Annotated in this window: 2 protein-coding genes and 1 pseudogene; 2 read left to right on the top strand and 1 reads right to left on the bottom strand. The window is 26.8% G+C overall.

Annotated features, from left to right (window positions below; genetic code table 11):
- Positions 1-183, bottom strand: a pseudogene (locus tag EZH24_RS09770) (hypothetical protein); the annotation flags it as partial.
- Between the two features lie 303 nt (positions 184-486).
- Here EZH24_RS09770 and EZH24_RS09765 point away from each other — a divergent pair.
- Together EZH24_RS09765 and EZH24_RS09760 are read left to right on the top strand one after the other, a co-directional pair.
- A complete protein-coding gene (locus EZH24_RS09765; protein WP_137998962.1) occupies positions 487-1,548 on the top strand; it encodes a hypothetical protein in 1,062 nt (353 codons plus the stop codon).
- Positions 1,549-1,577: 29 nt separating this feature from the next.
- Positions 1,578-2,558, top strand: coding sequence for a hypothetical protein (locus EZH24_RS09760; protein WP_137998961.1), 981 nt, complete (start codon positions 1,578-1,580; stop codon positions 2,556-2,558).
- Positions 2,559-2,840: the final 282 nt, after the last annotated feature.

Raw genomic sequence — 2,840 nt, 5'->3', positions numbered from 1 at the left:
TTTATTTTTCGCTCTCTCCAAATCGCTATATAAAAAATAATAAAATAAAAATATTATAATTCCAAGTCCCGCTATTATAAACGAAATCACAAAAACAAACGCTTTTTTATTAGCGTCTCTTATCGCTTTTAAATTTTTGTAATCGGATTTATCGTTTTTATTTATATTTTTTTTAGTCGGCATATAAATATAATATATTATGTTAAATAAGTTGTCAAATTCTTTTTTATTTATTAATATCATAAATATCATAATAAAATAATATTGATATTTTATTTAAATATTGCTATTGAAATTGTTTTACTTTGTTTTATAATATTATTTAGAAAATATATTAATATAAAAATTACGGATTAATTAAAATGAATATGGCAAAAAAATTTGTTTTCTTATTAGGATTGCTTTTAGCTTTCATATCTATAAGCGCTATGACTTCTTATTACAAACCTAAAGAGAAAAAAGAGGTAGAAAAAGATTATTAATTTTATGATTAAATTTATATTCTTTATTTTTAATATAATATTATTTTGCGGGACAAACTTATATTCCATAGCTATAACGGTTTTGCCTTTTACGAGCGCAAATATAGAATGGATAGAAGAGTATATGGTTGACGATGGTATTCCAAGAACTTTAGAATATTCTTTAGTAAATACCCATCTATTTGAAGTAAGCGATTACGATTTGCTTATTTCTTATTTTGCATCTTATGAAATTGTAGCTCCGTATAAAACATTGCAAACAAATTTTCAAATGGCGTCAAGATTTATTAAGGAAACTTTTAATTCGGATTATTTGATAAGCGGAGAGGTTTTAAATTTTACTTTAAGAAGAGGCGGAAAGGATACGGCGAATGTGGAATTCAAAGTTAATATTATAGATATAAATACTTTATCCTTCCTTAAAACTTTTACAAATAGCGCGAGTTATGTTTTGCCTGATAATAGTCCCGTTTATAAATCTGAAGACGCTTTATTTTATGAAAGCGCGTTGGGTAGAGCTTCGATTTTGGCATCCGATAAAATTGTAAACGATATTGTAAAATTTTTTAATATAGAAACGCTTTCGGGTATAATAACGAGAGTTGAAGAAAATAAAATATTTATTAATTTGGGAGAAAAAGATAATGTAAAAATCGGAGATAAATTCGATATATATAAACTTGAAAGAGTGCTGGAACTTCCAAACGGAAATACGTATACAAATAATATAAATACAAATATTGCAGGAACAAATTCTTATACAAATACAAATGTGCATACAAATAGTTTAAACCAGACTTTTATAAATAGAAGCAATATTCCCAAAACTTATTTTAATACTAACAATAATACTATTGAAGAATATAGACATATAAGAAGCAACGAGAAAGGCGATGTTTGGTATACGAGCGAAATGCTTTATAGATATAGATTCTATAATAATAAAGAAGATTTTATAGCGTCCGCCGAAGTTATAGAATTATACGAGAATTATGCAATTTTGGAGAACAAAAGCGATAAAGAAATGGAACTAATGATGAGAGTAAGAATAAATAAAAATAAATAATTTAATTAAATGAAAAATTGGGAGTATTTATGATTTCTAAAAACAATGTATCGTTTAGCAAAGTCAATAAAAAAGATTATTTTATTTATATAGACAAAAATACGAACAGGGGAATATTTACTCCTTATTATAAAGGAACTAATAATAGTTTTTTTTACGATTTCAAAATTTCAAAATGCAGAATATTTCATAAGAATGCAAAATCATATTCAATTTTGGATTTATCTTTGGACGGTAAAAAAGTAATGATAATATCCAACGATGCGGACGAATTATTAAACAATAAGTTACGAATAGTGGAAATAGGAACTAATAAAATATTTTTAGAATTAAATTATATGTATATTTACGAAGCTTACTTTACGGGAAATCCAAGGTATATATTATGTAGAGGTAAAGATTTTAATATTATTAATACTTTTATTTATGATATAATTGATAAAAAGATAGTATATATTTTAAAAGAAAATATCTTTATAAATAACGGTTGTTTTTATGAAAATAGAAAATATTTTATTTATCCTTCTACTCATGAAGATAATACGATTAACCAGCTTAATCTTTTAACTTTATCGGATGCTAAATTCAAAGTCGATTATTCTAATATAAAAATATCAAAAATATGCTTGATAAATAAAAAAGATTTGGCTTTAATAGACGGAAATAAGGCTATATATTTATATGCGAATAAAAGAATATATTGGAAAATAGATTTGTTTTTACTGTTTACTTCCGAATACGAGGGCGGAATATTCTATTTGGACAGAAAAATATATTTGGACACTCCCGCTCTTGTAAAAGAGAGCAGCGATTCGGAGATTATATCGAACACGGTTTTATTTAGAATAGACGAAGACAGCGGAAATTTGGAATATTTGGTTTTGCCAAGCGATATAAAATTTAAGAGATTTACGACTATGTTCGGTTCTAAAATAATAGACGCTTCGGGAAATGTGTTTGACGTTAGAAATAATAAATTGCAGCATTTTCCGTTAAAGTTGTATAGATAATTATACAATATTCGTCAAACTCCATAACAATAAGTGGGTGTCCTATGCTCTTATGAATAAAACCGCTTTATTATAAAGAGTTGGATTGTTTCGCCCTCACTCGCACACGCTGTGCGCCGCGACTAAAGTCCGCCTCGCTCTGCGTCCCGTTGGGATTGGCGAGGCGATGACAATACTTTTATTGCATAATCAGTTAATAAAATTAAAGTTTTTCCACTTCTTTTATGCTTAAGCCCGTATGTTCCGATATAAATTTATTATCAAGCCCAGAAGATTTTAAAC

The organism is Brachyspira catarrhinii (genome assembly GCF_005518285.1).
Taxonomy (GTDB): Bacteria; Spirochaetota; Brachyspiria; order Brachyspirales; family Brachyspiraceae; genus Brachyspira; species Brachyspira catarrhinii.
This window is presented reverse-complemented; position numbering and strand designations above follow the sequence as displayed.